The sequence below is a fragment of the Pseudomonas sp. KCJK9016 genome, assembly GCF_046231795.1.
GTDB lineage: Bacteria > Pseudomonadota > Gammaproteobacteria > Pseudomonadales > Pseudomonadaceae > Aquipseudomonas > Aquipseudomonas bananamidigenes.
Genome location: NZ_JBJJMM010000013.1, coordinates 123,594 through 138,064 on the forward strand (window position 1 = coordinate 123,594; position 14,471 = coordinate 138,064).

A 14,471-nucleotide genomic window follows, 5' to 3' on the forward strand; every position below is an offset into this window, starting at 1 on the left:
ACACAATCAATGACCACCGGCCCGAGAAGAAAGTTCTGTACTTCGGCGACCTCTTCCGGAGCATCACCGTCCTGTTCGAGCATGCATGGAGAAGATGACAGAAAAATAACCGTTGGCTTCAGGAGCCGACCGAACATCGGGGCTGTGACAGGTAGCTGTCGAGCAGATTTCGCATCAGTACCGCAGAAACCGGTGTGCACAGTCTGCCCAGAAGCCGTACGCCGCCCTCACCCAGCACAGGATCCAGGTCGGCCAGCAGACTGGGGGCCACTGCCCCCAGCATGATCAACGCTTGCGCCTCCTGTCGGGCAGCCAGATGCCTGATCAAGGCCAGTCCTTCACCGCTTTTGAGTTGCGGATTGCAGATGGCGATATCGACAGCCCCTCGCCGGTCTAGCGAACGTTTGGCCGCACCCAGCGAAGGCGCGGTCAACACATCGTAGATTCCCATGGCGTTGAGCATCTGATGCAACGCCATCAACTGAAATGGATCGGGCTCGAGAAGCAGGATTCTGAGCGAGCGCATCGGACGACCTCTTGCAAGACAAACACGGCTTCTTGCCGCGGGGGTCTGTCACTCTAGGCCTCCCATGAGAAAAGTAGCCACGTCTTATAGGACGTTTCCTATATTCAACCAGACATCGCCGTCCGCTTTCAGGCCTGTCTCTGGGTGATGTCCGTCCAGCCCCCCAGCAAACCGCGTAACGCTCCGTCGGCACCGTAGAATGGCACGGTCCACTGATAGACCTGCCGTGGGCCGCTCTTGAACATCAGTTGCCGCTTGCTGAACAGTGTCCTGCCAGTGCGCAGCTGCACCATGAACTCATCATGCAGCATCAAAGCAGTGGCTTGCGGAAGCACGTCAAGTTGATACAGCGTCCGCCCCTGCACCTGCTCGAGACGCACACCCAGCGCCTCTTCATAACTGCGGTTGCACATCACCAGACATCCCTGCAGATCGCGAACGAATACCGGGTCAGGCATGGCATCGATCAGTGCATGCTGAAAGGCCAGTTGATCGCCAAGCTTCTTCTCCACCTCACCTCGGTGCTTTATCTCGGCCGCGAGCCGGCGATTCCATAACAGCGAAAGCAGGCCCAATACTCCGAAGGCGCCCATGCCCCAACAGCTCCACTTGAGCACGCGTACTCCAAGCGACGGCGTCGGAGCAGGCGAAATGCCTTCCAGCCATTTCAGGCGCATGGCGCGCAGTTCGGCAACCGAAAATGCCCCCAGCGCCTTGTTCAGAATGCTCAGCAGCTCCGGCATACCTTTGCGCACCGCCAGATGATCCGCTTCCCACTTACCCTCCACCAGCCCCCCGACCTTGAGCAAGCCTGAGGGATACAACTGCGCACCGATCTCGTTTTCGATCGTTGCGTAGGCCTCGCCACTCTCGACCAAGGCCCGGGCCTCGGCGTACGTCTTGACTGAACGTATCTCTATCGCGGGGTAATCCCGGCGAATGATGTCCTCCAGAGCGTGTCTCACCGGCAGCACAAGAACCCGCTTTTGCAGATCGTCAAACGATTGAACTGCCGCTCCGCCGGCATGCCCGACGAACACCCATCCCGCCCCGCCGAAGGCATGGCTGAAATCCAGGAATTGCCGACGTTCCTCGTTCATTGCCAGGGTCGTACTGATATCGGCAATACCGCTTTCAAGTCGCTCCAGCATATGGTCGGTGGAGAATGACTCCTGATGCACGAACTGCAAACCGGTCATGGCGCTGATGCGCATCAGCACATCGTTGTTCAAACCGCTCCACTGGCCGTGTTCGTCCTGAAACAGATACAGCGGGTACTGCACCGAGGCGACTGTCACCCTGGGATTGTCACGTATCCACTGGCGCTCCCGGGCGTCCAGTTCGATCGATGGAACATCCAGCGTCGGCGCATGGGGGCTCATGGACAGATGAGCCGCCTCGCTCCACTGCAAAAATCCCGAAATGCCCAACAAAACCAACCAGCTCAGTGCCGGCTTCAATCCTGAGTAAAACCGCATTGCCACATCCTTCGTCTTCGACTCGCCCATCCTTCATCGGCGAAACCCGAGCAGTGTGGCATGCAAAAACAAGAAAGCCCGTCAGGAGACGGGCTTCAAAATGTGACAGCTTTCAGGGCTTAAAGCGGCTTGCCGCGGTTGCCATGCTGGCTGACAAAGGCCTGCACGGCTTTCAGTTCGTTTGCCAGAACGGTGCAGCGTTCTTCTCTCTCAAACAAATCAGAAAGATGTGCAGGCAGTTCGAGAGCTTTTCCTACACCGGCTTTTTCCACCGCATCGGGGAACTTGACCGGATGGGCAGTGCCCAGGATCACCATCGGAATGTCCAGGCTGCGACGGCATTCGCGGGCGGCTTTAACACCGATGGCGGTGTGCGGGTCCAGTACCTCACCGGTTTGTCCGAAGACTTCGGCGATGGTTTCGCAGGTTTGCGCATCGTCGACGGCCAGCGAATCGAACAGCTTGCGCGCCTCGGTCCAGCGTTCCTGTTCGACGCTGAAACCGCCGCCCTGCCTGAACGAGTCCATCAGACCGGCAATCGCCGCGCCGTTGCGACCGTGCAGGTCGAACAGCAGACGCTCGAAGTTGGACGAGACCATGATGTCCATCGATGGCGACAGTGTCGCGTGCAGGGTTTCCTTGACGTACTGGTTGCCGCTCATGAAGCGGTGCAGGATGTCGTTGCGGTTGGTGGCGACGATCAGTTGATTGATCGGCAGGCCCATGTTGCGCGCCAGGTAGCCGGCGAAGATGTCGCCGAAGTTGCCGGTCGGTACCGAAAACGATACGGAGCGCGCCGGGCCACCCAGTTGCAGGGCTGCGTGGAAGTAGTAAACGATCTGGGCCATGATCCGCGCCCAGTTGATCGAGTTCACCGCCACCAGGCGTGTGCCCTTGAGGAAGCTCTGGTCGGCGAAGCTGGCCTTGACCATTTCCTGGCAGTCGTCGAAGTTGCCTTCGATGGCGATGTTGTGAATGTTCTCACCGAGGATGGTGGTCATCTGCCGACGCTGCACTTCGGACACACGGTTGTGCGGGTGCAGGATGAAGATATCGACGTTTTCGCAATGCTTGCAGCCTTCGATGGCGGCCGACCCGGTGTCACCGGAAGTGGCACCGACGATCACCACGCGCTCGCCGCGCTTTTCCAGCACGTAGTCGAGCAGACGTCCGAGCAGTTGCAGGGCGAAGTCCTTGAACGCCAGGGTCGGGCCGTGGAAAAGCTCCATGACCCATTCGTTGCCGTTGAGCTGGCGCAGCGGTGCCACGGCGTTGTGAGCGAACACGCCGTAGGTTTCTTCAAGAATTTTCTTGAAATCGGCGTCCGGAATGCTGCCGGTGACAAACGGGCGCATGACGCGGAAAGCCAACTCGTGATACGGCAGGCCGGCCCAGGAGGCGATTTCTTCCTGGGTGAAACGTGGCAGGTTTTCCGGAACGTACAAACCACCGTCGGTGGCCAGACCGGCCAGCAGGACATCTTCGAAATTCAGGGCCGGTGCCTGGCCGCGGGTACTGATGTAACGCATGTTTTCAAACCTTCGGTTCGAGCTTCGAGCTTCAAGCTTCAAGCTGCAAGCTGAGCAACACGGCGTCAGGCTTGCGGCTTGCAGCTCGTAGCTCGCCGCTGCTTTAGTTTAGGTGCTCGACACGGATCCGTACGACCGGACCGACTACGCCAGCCAGCGCTTCGAGGGCGGCGATCGCATCGTTGATGTGCTGTTCCAGAACACGGTGGGTCAGCAGGATCATCGGCACCAGGCCGTCGTGTTCCTCGACTTCCTTCTGCATGATCGACTCGATGTTAATGCCGCGCTCCGAGAGGATGCTCGCCACCTGAGCAAGGACGCCCGGATGGTCCTTGGCCTGGATGCGCAGATAGTAGGCGCTTTCGCAGGCTTCGATCGGCAGGATCGGATGGGCCGACAGCGAGTCAGGCTGGAAGGCCAGGTGCGGCACACGGTTTTCCGGGTCGGAGGTCATGGCGCGAACCACGTCCACCAGGTCGGCGATCACCGACGATGCCGTCGGCTCCATACCGGCGCCAGCGCCGTAGAACAGGGTCGAACCGGCAGCGTCACCGTTGACCATCACTGCGTTCATCACACCGTTGACGTTGGCGATCAGGCGATCGGCCGGGATCAGCGTCGGGTGTACGCGCAGCTCGATGCCGGCGGCGGTGCTGCGTGCCACGCCCAGGTGCTTGATGCGGTAGCCCAGCGCTTCGGCGTAGTTCACGTCGGCGGTGGTCAGTTTGGTGATGCCTTCGGTGTAGGCCTTGTCGAACTGCAGCGGGACACCGAATGCGATGGACGCCAGGATCGTCAGCTTGTGCGCCGCGTCGATGCCTTCGACGTCGAAGGTCGGATCGGCTTCGGCGTAACCCAGCGCTTGCGCCTCGGCGAGCACATCTTCGAAGGTGCGACCCTTTTCGCGCATCTCGGTGAGGATGAAATTGCCGGTACCGTTGATGATCCCCGCCACCCAGTTGATACGGTTGGCGGACAGGCCTTCACGGATCGCCTTGATCACCGGAATGCCGCCGGCAACCGCCGCCTCGAATGCCACGATCACGCCTTTCTCGCGCGCCTTGGCAAAAATTTCATTACCGTGAACGGCAATCAGAGCCTTGTTCGCGGTGACCACATGCTTGCCATTCTCGATGGCCTTGAGTACCAGCTCGCGGGCAACGGTATAGCCGCCCATCAGCTCTATGACGATGTCGATCTCAGGGTTCGTGGCCACTTCGAAGACATCGTTGGTAATCGCAATACCGGTCGTCTGGAACTGAGGCTTTGGCGTGCGCATGGCAATTTGTGCCACTTCGATTCCACGCCCGGCACGACGAGCGATTTCCTCGGCGTTGCGCTGAAGTACGTTGAAGGTACCGCCACCGACGGTCCCTAACCCACAGATGCCTACTTTGACCGGTTTCACTGTGAACTCCCCATAAAACGGCCGACGCGAGGCCGGCCGTGAAAACAACCGCGCAATCGCGGCTCTCTATTGATGGCCCGGACAAACTGCCGCCGGGCCACGCTCGTCACGCCTTGACGTGACGAAGCGAATTACTTCGCGCCCAGCGCCAGTTTGGCGACTTGTGGCGCAGGCTGGTAGCCCGGAATGACTTGTCCGTCGGCCAATACGATGGCCGGCGTGCCGTTCACACCGATCGACTGACCGAGAGCGAACTGTTTGGAAACCGGGTTATCGCACTTGGCGGCCTTGATTTCCTTGCCATCGACCATTTTGTCCATGGCCGCTTTCTTGTCCTTCGAGCACCACACGGCTTGCAACTGCTCGTCGCCCGGCGAACCCAGGCCCTGACGCGGGAATGCCACGTAACGCACCTCGATGCCGCGCTTGTTCAGCTCAGGCACTTCAGCATGCAACTTGTGGCAGTACGGGCAAGTGGTGTCGGTGAACACGGTGATGTGCGACTTGGTCTCGCCCACGGCCGGATAGACCACGGTCTCGGCGACCGGAATTCCGTTGATCAGTTTGGAAATGCCCAGGCGTTCGGTTTTTTCGGTCAGGTTGACCGGTTTGCCATCCTTGAGCTGGAACATGTAGCCCTGGACGATGTACTGGCCGTCGGCGCTGGCGTAGAGCACACGGCTGCCCTTGAGCTTGACTTCGTACAGGCCCGGCAGCGGACTGGCGGTGATGGTGTCCACCGGAACATCGAGCTGGAGGTTTTCCAGGCTCTGGCGGATGGCTTTGTCGGCCGCATCGTCGGCGACGGCAAAGGTGCTGACCAACGCAATGGCTGCGGCGGCGAAAATCTGGGTCAGACGCATGAGAACTCCTGAAGGCGGACAAATGGAGCGATCAGAACGCCCGTGCCGGAACACCGGGTCATAACCGCCCATCGTGCAAACCGGCAAAGCCTACCACATAAGGCCCACATGGCCGAATGCGCCTGTCGCAATACAGAACGCTCAACCCCGCGGGTGATGTTTCGCGTGCAGATCCTGCAGTCGTGCCCGCGCGACATGGGTATAGATCTGCGTGGTGGACAGGTCGCTGTGGCCCAACAGCATCTGCACCACTCGCAAGTCCGCGCCATGGTTCAGCAGGTGTGTGGCAAAGGCATGACGCAGCGTGTGTGGCGACAGCGATTTGCCAATCCCGGCAACCTTGGCCTGATGCTTGATGCGATGCCAGAAGGTCTGGCGAGTCATCTGTTCGCCGCGCTGGCTGGGGAACAGCACATCACTGGGACGTCCGCCCAGCAACTCGGCACGCCCATCGCGCAGGTAACGCTCGACCCAGACAATCGCTTCCTCACCCATTGGCACCAGTCGCTCCTTGCTGCCCTTGCCCATCACCCGCAACACGCCCTGACGCAGGTTGACCTGTTCCAGGGTCAGACTGACCAGTTCGGTCACCCGCAGCCCGCAGGCGTAAAGCACTTCGAGCATGGCACGATCTCGCTGACCGATGGCTTCGCTCAGGTCCGGTGCCTTCAGCAGCGCTTCGACGTCAGCTTCCGACAGGGATTTTGGCAATGGCCGACCCAGCTGGGGCATGTCGACGCGCAAGGTCGGATCGACCGAGATCAGTTTTTCCCGCAGCAGATAACGATAAAAACCACGTGCGCCCGAAAGAAACCTGGCGGTTGAACGCGGTTTGTAATTCTGCTCCAGACGCCAGGCCAGGTGATCGAGGATCAACTCGCGACCGGCGTTGATCAGCTCAAGGCCTTTCTCCTGCAGCCAGCCGTTGAACAGGGCGAGATCACTGCGATAGGCGTCGCGGGTGTTGTCGGAAAGCCCCTTCTCCAGCCACAGGGCGTCGAGAAACTGGTCAATCAGCGGGTGGTCGATGGCGGGCATAAAAACTCTGGCAAGACAGGGATGGCGGACAGTCTTTCATAGCCCGCTCACTCACGAAACCGCCAGGCAACAAAACCTGGCAACACCGGTACCGGGCGCTTGTCATCATCAATGACTACAAAGCTGAAATGCATCGGATAAATTGCGGACAACAAAAAAGCAGCCCGTAGGCTGCTTTTTTCTGCATCGGAAGCTGGACTTAAGCCAGTTTTTCCTTGATGCGGGCTGCTTTACCCGACAGGTCGCGCAGGTAGTACAGCTTGGCTTTACGTACATCACCGCGACGCTTGACAGCCATGCTGTCGATTTGCGGGGAGTAGGTCTGGAAAGTACGTTCTACGCCAACACCGTTGGAGATTTTACGAACGGTGAACGCACTGTTCACGCCGCGGTTACGCTTGGCGATGACAACGCCTTCGAACGCCTGCAGACGGGAACGATCGCCTTCCTTCACTTTCACCTGAACGACAATGGTGTCGCCCGGGGCAAAGGCAGGGATCTCTTTCTTCATCTGCTCTGCTTCGAGTGCAAGGATGATTTTGTTGGTCATGCTGTGCTCCTAAGGTAAATCGTCGGGATTTACCATCGATACGTTGTTAACTATCGTCCCGCTCGCGGATGTATTCCTCGAGCAGCTTCTTCTCTTCTCCAGAAAGCGAGCGGCTTTCCAGAAGATCGGCGCGTCGTTCCCAGGTCCGGCCAAGGGACTGCTGTAAACGCCAACGCCGGATGTGTGCGTGATTGCCGCTTAGCAATACGTCGGGAACACGCTGATCCGCATACACCTCCGGTCGGGTGTAATGCGGGCAATCCAGCAAACCATCCGTGAAGGAGTCTTCCTCCGCAGAGTCCGCATGCCCTAAAGCTCCGGGCAGCAGTCGTGTAACCGCATCTATCAGGACCATCGCCGGCAGCTCGCCGCCAGACAGGACATAGTCCCCAATCGACCACTCTTCATCGACATGAGCCTCAATAAAGCGCTCGTCAATGCCTTCATAACGACCGGCAATCAGGATCAATGCATCCGATTTCGCCAGTTCGCGTACCGCCGACTGAGTCAGCTGACGGCCTTGGGGGGACAGGTAAATCACCTTCGCCGCCTCCCCGGCTGCTGCCTTGGCCTGAACCAGAGCATCCTCCAGGGGTTTGATCTTCATCACCATGCCCGGACCACCGCCAAACGGGCGATCGTCCACAGTGTGATGCCGATCCGTCGTGTAATCCCGCGGATTCCAACAGGTCAGCTGCAACAGCCCCTGTTTGACCGCACGACTGGTAATGCCGTACTCACTGATGGCCGAGAACATCTCGGGGAACAGCGTAATGACGTCTACGCGCAGGCTGGCCATTGCTTAGAAGTCCGCGTCCCATTCCACCCTCATCACGCCTGCTTCCAGGTCGATTGCCAGCACGCATTGCTCCGTATAAGGCAACAACCGCTCGCGATCATCCAGGCTGCCGACGCAGGGCTTGACCACCAGTACATCGTTCGCGCCGGTCTCCAACAGGTGATCAACCTTGCCGAACAGTTGTTCGTCCTGGTTGATGACTTTCAGACCCACCAACTGGTACCAGTAGTACTCGTCGGAAGTCAGGTTGGGCAAAAGGCTTCGCGAGATGCAAATCTCGTAACCGCTCAGAAGACGGGCTTCATCACGATCGTCGAGGCCTTTGAGCTTGGCGACCAGATCCTTTTGAGTGGAACGGCCACTGACCAGCTCTGCCTGCTTGACCACACCTTCGCGCCGAAGCGTCCAGTTACGGTAATTCAGCAGGTTTTCAATCGGATCGGTAAAGGAAAAGACCTTCACCTCGCCGCGAACGCCGTGAACCGAAAAAATCTTGCCGACAACGATAAGGTCGTCCGCTTTTTCTGGCGTCGCGTTCATATAGCTCAGGCTGCAGCCTTGGCTTTTTCCTTCAGCAACTGAGCAACACGCTCAGATGGCTGCGCGCCAACGCTCAACCAGTAGTTCAGACGCTCGTCGTTTACGGACAGACGAACTTCCTGACCACGGGCAACCGGGTTGAAGAAGCCGATCTGCTCTTTGTGGGAACCATCACGCGGGTTACGCGAGTCGGTTACGGTCAGGTGGTAAAACGGGCGCTTTTTGGAGCCGCCAAGGGCAAGACGGATTGTTAGCATGTGAACATCGTTCCTGTAGTCGGTGCTGCAAATCTAAATGCACAGCGGGCATGGGTGCCCGAAAGGCCGCATATTCTAAGGAATATCCGGACTTTTGCAAATGACTTTTTCCGGCGCCTGTGGCATGCCGTGCAGATTTGCGATAGAGCCGTCGATGAAAACGGCCGGTCAGCTCCCGCCGAATGCGGGTTTACTGTGAATCCCGCTTCCATGCGGGACTGCGCCGGTACGACGACCGGCGAGTTCTTTTACAGTTTCGGCATGCCGCCGCCGGGCAACATTCCACCCATGCCGCGCATCATTTTCGCCATTCCGCCCTTGGCGGAGAATTTCTTCATCATCTTCTGCATCTGCTTGTGCTGCTTGATCAAGCGACCGATGTCCTGCACCTGAGTGCCGGATCCCATGGCGATCCGGCGCTTGCGCGAACCACTGATCAGTTCGGGGTCGCGGCGCTCGGCCGGGGTCATGGAGTTGATGATGGCCTCCATCTGCTTGAACTGCTTCTCTGCCGCGCTCTGGGCATTGCCCATCTGCGCCAGGTTGACGCCGCCGATGCTCGGCAGCTTGTCCATGAGTCCGCCAAGGCCACCCATGTTTTTCATCTGTTGCAGCTGATCACGGAAGTCTTCGAGATCGAAGCCCTTGCCCTTCTTCAGCTTCTTGGCCAGTTTGTCGGCCTTTTCCTTGTCGAGGGTCGCTTCAGCCTGCTCGATCAGACTGAGCACGTCGCCCATGCCGAGAATCCGCGAGGCGATGCGTTCAGGGTGGAACGGATCCAGCGCTTCGCTCTTCTCGCCCATACCGATGAACTTGATCGGCTTGCCGGTAATGGCACGTACGGACAACGCGGCACCGCCACGGGCGTCACCGTCGACCTTCGTCAGGATCACACCGGTCAGCGGCAGAGCGTCGCCAAAGGCCTTCGCCGTGTTGGCGGCATCCTGACCGGTCATGGCATCGACCACGAACAGGGTTTCGACCGGATTGATCGCCGCGTGCAGCGCCTTGATCTCGCCCATCATCTCATCATCGATGTGCAGACGACCGGCGGTGTCGACGATGACCACGTCGATGAATTTCAGTTTTGCTTCTTTAATGGCCGCATTGGCGATGTCGACCGGCTTCTGGCTCAGGTCGGACGGAAAGAACGTCACGCCGATGTCGTTGGCCAGGGTTTCCAGCTGCTTGATGGCGGCAGGACGATAGATGTCCGCCGACACGACCATGACCGACTTCTTCTTGCGCTCTTTAAGGAAGCGCGCCAGCTTGCCGGCCGTGGTGGTTTTACCCGCACCCTGCAGACCGGCCATCAGAATGACGGCTGGTGGTACGGCGCTGAGGTTCAAGTCTTCGTTGGCCGCGCCCATCAGGCTTTCGAGTTCGGCCTGGACGATCTTCACGAACGCCTGGCCCGGTGTCAGGCTGCGCGACACCTCGGTGCCGACAGCGCGCTCCTTGACCGAATTGACGAAGTCCTTGACCACCGGCAGGGCGACGTCGGCCTCGAGCAGCGCCATGCGCACTTCACGCAGGGTGTCTTTGATGTTGTCTTCGGTCAGCTTCGCCTTGCCGGTGACATGGCGCAGCGTCTGCGAGAGACGGTCGGTTAGGTTTTCAAACATTGCGCGATCCTTTCAGGCCCTGTGTAGACCGGGATAATGGCGGCCCGGACCGGAATCAACATGTACTCGGCGAGCCTGCGGCGTGGGCAGGTCGCGGATTATAGCGAAGACTGCGTCTGGCGGACACCTCGCTGTCAGCTCGTTGAGTCTTTCGTGCGATGGCGGTTCTATGCCAAACTCAGCCCCTTTCGGGCCTGCCTAACAGGATTTATGCTCCCCTTGTCACCGAGTTTGCTGACCACCCTCGCCGCCGCCCTTCTCTATGCCGCTGCGACCCTTTATCAGGGCACCCGCCTGGCCACTGGCGCCAAGGCCGACAAGCGCCTGCTGGTCACGCTTGGCGTGTTCGCCGTGGTGGCCCACGGCGCCAGCCTGCTGACCCACCTGTTGACGCCGATCGGCCTGGGCCTGGACTTCTTCAGTGCTTCGAGCCTGATTGCCGCCGCAGTCATCGCCCTGACCTTGCTGGCCTGCTCGCGAATCCCGGTGGAAAACCTGTTGGTCCTGCTGTTCCCGCTGGGAGCGATCACCGTGTTGCTGGCGCAGTTCGCGCCGACCGGCACCGTGCAGATCATCGACGAAGAACCGGGCATACTTGCGCACATCCTGCTGTCGATCCTCGCCTATGGCATGTTCACCATCGCCGTGTTCCAGGCGTTGCTGCTGCTGGTACAGGATCACCAGCTCAAGAACAAGCACCCGTCCGGGCTGATCAGGAACTTCCCGCCGCTGCAAACCATGGAAAGCCTGCTGTTCGGCTTTCTTTGGGCGGGCTGGACGCTGCTGTCGCTGTCGCTGATTTCCGGCTGGCTGTTCGTCGAGAACCTGTTTGCCCAACATCTGGTGCACAAGACCCTGCTGGCCTGCCTGGCCTGGGTCGTGTTCAGCGTGCTGTTGTGGGGCCGCAACCGCCTCGGCTGGCGCGGCCACAAGGCGATCCGCTGGACCCTCGCCGGTTTTTGCCTGCTGATGTTGGCGTATTTCGGCAGCAAATTGGTCCGTGAATACATCCTGCATATCTGACGGGCGGCATAAATGGACGGTTTGCCCATAGGGCCGATGCTCGCGGTATTTGTCCTGCTGATTCTCTGGTCGGGACTGTTCACTGCAATCGAGATCGCGCAACAGCATCTACTGGCGCAACGCACAGCCTCGCGCGCCAGCGACAAACCGCTGGCGAAACTCGGTTTCCCGCTCGACAGCCTGATTCTGTGCAACACCCTGTGCCGCGCATTGGCCGTGGTACTTGCCACGCTGCTGGCGATTTTCCTCTGTGAAGAAAACGGTCCCTGGGCAGCCGTCCTAGGTGCCGGCGGCGTGTTGCTGGTATTTGCCGACTACTTCCCGCGCACCCTCGCCCAACGCTATCCGGACGCCGTGCTGTCATTCGGCAATTCGTTGCTCGCCGTGCCGCTGAAAGTGATCTATCCCCTCGCATGGCTGCTGAGCAGCATCAGTGGCTTGCTGATGCGCCCACTGGTGCGCAAGGCTCAGGTCGTGCAGCAGAGCGAAGACGACATCCCGCCGGAACGCCTTGACGACACGGAACATCCGTCTCGGCCGCACCCGGTTTCCGGCATCCATGCGCTGGACAACATCACGGTCAACGACATCCTGGTCCCCCGCAGCGACGTCGACGGCATCAATCTCGACGATTCCATCGAAGAGATCACCGAGCAGTTGCGCCACAACAAGCGCACGCGCCTTCCGGTCTTCCACAGTGACATCAACCAGGTCGAGGCCGTCCTCAACACCCGACAGATCCGACACTTGCTGGACGATCGCAGCCTGACCCGCGAAGCGTTGCTGGCCGCCAGTTACGAGCCCTACTTCGTTCCGGAAAGCACACCGCTGCAACTGCAACTGCTGAACTTCCACAAGCAGCAGCGACGTCTGGGCATGGTCGTGGACGAGTATGGCGAAGTGCTGGGTATCGTCACCCTGGAAGACATTCTCGAAGAAATCGTCGGCGAATTCGAAAGCGAGCACAGCCTCGACAATCCGCACATCCATCCGCAGGCCGACGGACGCATGATCATCGACGGCGCCGCCTCGATCCGCGAACTGAACAAATGCCTGGGTTGGCATTTGCCCAGCGATGGCCCCAGGACGCTCAACGGCCTGGTGACCGAAGCACTGGAAACCATCCCGGAAAGCGCGGTGTGCCTGAAGATCGGACGCTATCGCCTGGAGATTCTCGAAACCGAAGAGAACCGTGTGAGCAAAGTACTCATCTGGCACACCAGCGCGGCACCGGTGCTCGCCGCTGTCCGCTAGTTCGCCCCTTGTTCATTCGTTAGCCACCTTCCTATAATCGGGGCGCTTACCCAAGCCCCGCCGAGCCGTGTGCTTACCCCGCACCCGCCAGGTTCCGGCCGGTTCACCGCCGCATTCCGAATTACACCGACGACTGTTCCTACCTGAAACAGCGCTCGCGCCCTATCCCACATCCCCGGGTAGTCGACCATAATAATTCGCTCCAATGGAGCTCATGACTGTCAGGGATCACCGCATGACGACCAGTACCGCTTACAGCGACACCGCGCCGACCCACCCGACCAACTCCGCCACTCGGGTGGCCACCGCGAGCTTCATCGGCACCGCCATCGAATTCTATGACTTCTACGTCTATGCCACTGCCGCCGCACTGGTGATCGGACCGGTGTTCTTTCCGCAGACGTCCGGTACGGCACAGATGCTCTCGGCGTTTCTCACCTTCGGCATCGCCTTCCTCGCCCGCCCGTTGGGTTCGGCATTGTTCGGCCATTTCGGCGATCGCATCGGGCGCAAATCGACGCTCGTGGCCTCACTGCTGCTGATGGGTGTCTGCACCACGTTGATCGGCGTGCTGCCGGGTTACGACAGCATCGGGGCCTGGGCGCCGATCCTGCTGTGCGTGCTGCGCTTCGGCCAAGGCCTGGGATTGGGAGGCGAATGGGGCGGCGCAGCGCTGCTGGCGACCGAAAACGCGCCGAAAGGCAAACGGGCGTGGTTCGGCATGTTCCCGCAGCTTGGCCCTTCGATCGGTTTTCTGGCGGCCAACGGCCTGTTCCTGACCCTGGCCATGACCCTCAGCGACGAACAGTTCCGCACCTGGGGCTGGCGCATTCCGTTCCTGCTCAGTGCCGTGCTGGTAATGGTCGGTCTGTACGTGCGTCTCAAGCTGCATGAAACCCCGGTATTCGCCAACGCCATCGCCCGCCAGGAGCGGGTGAAAGTGCCGCTGGTCGAACTGTTCAGCCAATATTGGGCTCCAACACTCCTGGGCGCGGCGGCCATGGTGGTCTGCTATGCACTGTTCTACATCTCGACCGTGTTTTCCCTGAGCTACGGCGTATCGACGCTGGGCTACAGTCGCGAAACGTTCCTCGGACTGTTGTGCTTTGCGGTACTGTTCATGGCCGCTGCCACGCCTTTGTCAGCCTGGGCGAGCGACCGTTTCGGACGCAAACCCGTGCTGATCGCCGGTGGTGTGCTGGCGATTCTTTCCGGCTTTCTGATGGAGCCATTGCTGACTCAGGGTTCGACCTGGGGCGTGGCGCTGTTCCTGTGCATCGAGCTGTTTCTGATGGGCGTGACCTTCGCTCCGATGGGTGCGCTGCTGCCGGAGTTGTTTCCGACACACGTGCGTTATACCGGCGCATCGGCGGCCTACAACCTCGGCGGGATTGTCGGGGCCTCGGCGGCGCCGTTCTTTGCGCAGAAACTGGTGGCGATGGGTGGTTTGAGTTACGTCGGCGGGTATGTATCGGGGGCGGCTGTGCTCAGCCTGATCGCTGTGCTGTGCCTGAAGGAAACGCGCCATAGCGACCTGAACCAGGTGCCATAAGCGCATTGATTGCTCCCGCAAGGGCGGGA

At 59.7% G+C, this 14,471-nt stretch carries 14 protein-coding genes; 3 read left to right on the forward strand and 11 right to left on the reverse strand.

The features are described 5' to 3' along the window. Positions 1-118: 118 nt before the first annotated feature. The 11 genes from ACK6BI_RS15045 to ffh form a co-directional block, all read right to left on the reverse strand. Positions 119-526: a DNA-binding protein gene (locus tag ACK6BI_RS15045; protein ID WP_409317681.1), complete on the reverse strand. Its 408-nt coding sequence runs from the start codon at positions 524-526 to the stop codon at positions 119-121. A 128-nt stretch (positions 527-654) separates the two neighbouring features. Then, positions 655-2,004 (reverse strand): transporter substrate-binding domain-containing protein, encoded by a 1,350-nt coding sequence (locus tag ACK6BI_RS15050; RefSeq protein ID WP_409317682.1) that lies wholly within the window; start codon positions 2,002-2,004, stop codon positions 655-657. Between the two features lie 119 nt (positions 2,005-2,123). Beyond that, positions 2,124-3,533 carry a threonine synthase gene (gene thrC / locus ACK6BI_RS15055; protein WP_409317683.1) on the reverse strand — a complete coding sequence of 470 codons (1,410 nt, stop codon included), beginning with the start codon at positions 3,531-3,533 and terminating at the stop codon, positions 2,124-2,126. 103 nt (positions 3,534-3,636) lie between these two features. Beyond that, positions 3,637-4,941: a homoserine dehydrogenase gene (locus ACK6BI_RS15060; RefSeq protein ID WP_011332618.1), complete on the reverse strand. Its 1,305-nt coding sequence runs from the start codon at positions 4,939-4,941 to the stop codon at positions 3,637-3,639. Positions 4,942-5,072: 131 nt separating this feature from the next. After that, entirely contained in the window at positions 5,073-5,804 is a 732-nt protein-coding gene (gene dsbC, locus ACK6BI_RS15065) for a bifunctional protein-disulfide isomerase/oxidoreductase DsbC (protein ID WP_065259650.1), read from the reverse strand. A 141-nt stretch (positions 5,805-5,945) separates the two neighbouring features. Then, a complete protein-coding gene (gene xerD / locus ACK6BI_RS15070; protein ID WP_409317684.1) occupies positions 5,946-6,842 on the reverse strand; it encodes a site-specific tyrosine recombinase XerD in 897 nt (298 codons plus the stop codon). A gap of 199 nt (positions 6,843-7,041) precedes the next feature. Next, on the reverse strand, positions 7,042-7,392 hold the full coding sequence (gene rplS / locus ACK6BI_RS15075) for a 50S ribosomal protein L19 (protein ID WP_409317685.1): 351 nt from the start codon (positions 7,390-7,392) through the stop codon (positions 7,042-7,044). A gap of 46 nt (positions 7,393-7,438) precedes the next feature. Then, positions 7,439-8,191, reverse strand: a complete 753-nt coding sequence (gene trmD / locus ACK6BI_RS15080) for a tRNA (guanosine(37)-N1)-methyltransferase TrmD (protein WP_409317686.1) — start codon at positions 8,189-8,191, stop codon at positions 7,439-7,441. A 3-nt stretch (positions 8,192-8,194) separates the two neighbouring features. Further along, the gene (gene rimM / locus ACK6BI_RS15085) at positions 8,195-8,731 is read right to left on the reverse strand and encodes a ribosome maturation factor RimM (RefSeq protein WP_409317687.1); all 537 of its coding nucleotides are present in this window, start codon (positions 8,729-8,731) and stop codon (positions 8,195-8,197) included. 5 nt (positions 8,732-8,736) lie between these two features. Further along, positions 8,737-8,988, reverse strand: a complete 252-nt coding sequence (rpsP, locus tag ACK6BI_RS15090; protein WP_065259645.1) for a 30S ribosomal protein S16 — start codon at positions 8,986-8,988, stop codon at positions 8,737-8,739. Positions 8,989-9,236: 248 nt separating this feature from the next. Beyond that, the gene (gene ffh / locus ACK6BI_RS15095; RefSeq protein WP_409317688.1) at positions 9,237-10,613 is read right to left on the reverse strand and encodes a signal recognition particle protein; all 1,377 of its coding nucleotides are present in this window, start codon (positions 10,611-10,613) and stop codon (positions 9,237-9,239) included. Between the two features lie 210 nt (positions 10,614-10,823). Here ffh and ACK6BI_RS15100 point away from each other — a divergent pair, with 210 nt between their 5' ends. The 3 genes from ACK6BI_RS15100 (at position 10,824) to ACK6BI_RS15110 (ending at position 14,442) form a co-directional block, all read left to right on the forward strand. Continuing rightward, on the forward strand, positions 10,824-11,636 hold the full coding sequence (locus ACK6BI_RS15100; RefSeq protein WP_409317689.1) for an inner membrane protein YpjD: 813 nt from the start codon (positions 10,824-10,826) through the stop codon (positions 11,634-11,636). A gap of 12 nt (positions 11,637-11,648) precedes the next feature. Then, positions 11,649-12,890 carry a transporter associated domain-containing protein gene (locus ACK6BI_RS15105; RefSeq protein ID WP_409317690.1) on the forward strand — a complete coding sequence of 414 codons (1,242 nt, stop codon included), beginning with the start codon at positions 11,649-11,651 and terminating at the stop codon, positions 12,888-12,890. A gap of 235 nt (positions 12,891-13,125) precedes the next feature. Next, a complete protein-coding gene (locus tag ACK6BI_RS15110; RefSeq protein WP_409317691.1) occupies positions 13,126-14,442 on the forward strand; it encodes an MFS transporter in 1,317 nt (438 codons plus the stop codon). Positions 14,443-14,471 lie beyond the last annotated feature (29 nt).